Here is a 1516-nt window from a genome sequence, read left to right as displayed (position 1 = left end):
GGCCGCCGCCTTGGCGGCGGCCGACGGATCGGAGCCGGGCAGGAACAGCACCACGCACTCGCCGCGCAGAGTCTTGAGGCCGGAGAGCCGGTAGGCGTAGGAGGAGGCCCAGATGGCGGCCTCGCCCTGTTTGCCGCCCTCGGGCCGCAGTGTCACCACCACATGCGGTGCGGTGGGATCGAGTCCGAGCCGGCGGGCGCGCTCGGCGAGATGGCGCGGTGGCTGGAGGGCGCCGGACAGCAGGTCGTTGAGGTACTCGTCGCGGGCCGGACCGGCCGCCGCCGCGAGATTGTGCCGCAGGAGCAGCGCCATGGCGACGGTCTGGGCGGTGAAGTACAGCAGCCGCCGTCCCTCGTCGGTCAGCGGGCCCGGGCTCTTGCAGATCAGCACTCCCGGGCCCTCCACTCCGGTGGTGACATGGGCCGCCCACAGATTCTCCGCCAGCTCGACCACGGAGGTGGAGGTATGGGAGCCCACCATGGCGCCGACCAGGGTGGCCGTGTCGACGTCCGGGACCTCTCCGGTACAGGCCAGTACCTGCCCGTGCGCGTTGCGCACCATGAGATCGGCGCCCAGCGAGGTCGCCGCCAGTCGGATGATGTCGTACAGATCGGCTCCTTCCAGACACATGCCGGAGAGCGAGGCCTGGACACCGGCCAGCGAACGGCTCTCGGAAAGGGCCGCGCCGATACGGGAGTTCTCGGCCCGCTCCCGGTCCAGCTCCGCCCGTACCCGGTCCATACGGCGGGTCGCGTCGATGACCGAGGCGGACAGATCGGCCAGCGAGCGCAGCAGACTGACCTCGTCCGGCGAGAAGTGCCGGACCGCCCGGCACGCGCCGTACAGCGCTCCCACGGTCCGGCCGTCATAGGTCATCGGCACCGCCAGAATCGCGTGCAGGCCCTCGGAGACGACGACTTCGTCGATGGCGTCGGAGTGCGGGAACCGGTCGTCGCCGAGATAGTCGGGCGTCCAGAACGGCGCGCCGCGCTCCTGGGCCATGTCTCCCAGTCCCTGCCCCGGGCCCATCTCCAGCCCCACATTGAGCGCGGTGGTGTCTCCGTCGGACTTGTGGACGTAACTGCTGCCGTCCGGGAGCCGGAGGCTGACATACGCCATGTCGAAGTCGAGCAGCCGTCTGGCGTGCCGGGTGACCACACTGAGCCGGCCGTCCAGCGCCTCCTGGAAGGTCATGTCCTGGAGGACGTCGACCAGCGCGGCCAGCGCGGACTGGCGCCGGCGGCGCTGCTCGGTTCTGGTCCTGATGTCCAGCGCGAGACGGACCGCGCGTTCGAGCTGGGGCAGCCGGGCGTCGTCGGGCGAGCGCTCCCGCGTCTCCCGCAGCAGGTCCTCGAAGCTCCTGGTGGGCGCCTCGTCGGCCAGCAGTTCCAGGATCGCCAGCACCTGAGAACCAGCGCTCCTATCCTTGGAGTTCATCAGTTCCCCCTAGGGTCTTTCGTTTGGATCTTGCTGGGCTCGCGTGCCCGCAGTGACATCAGCCGCTGCCGCGGCGGGC

At 70.4% G+C, this 1516-nt stretch carries 1 protein-coding gene; it reads right to left on the bottom strand.

All coding sequences use genetic code 11. The annotated features are described in order from the left end of the window. Window positions 1-1437, bottom strand: a 1437-nt coding sequence (locus GA0115259_RS38630) for a GAF domain-containing protein (RefSeq protein WP_141716917.1), incomplete at its 3' end; no start/stop codon positions are given. Between the last annotated feature and the right edge of the window lie 79 nt (window positions 1438-1516).

Origin of the sequence: Streptomyces sp. MnatMP-M17, assembly GCF_900091995.1 — a bacterium.
GTDB lineage: Bacteria > Actinomycetota > Actinomycetes > Streptomycetales > Streptomycetaceae > Streptomyces.
This window is presented reverse-complemented; position numbering and strand designations above follow the sequence as displayed.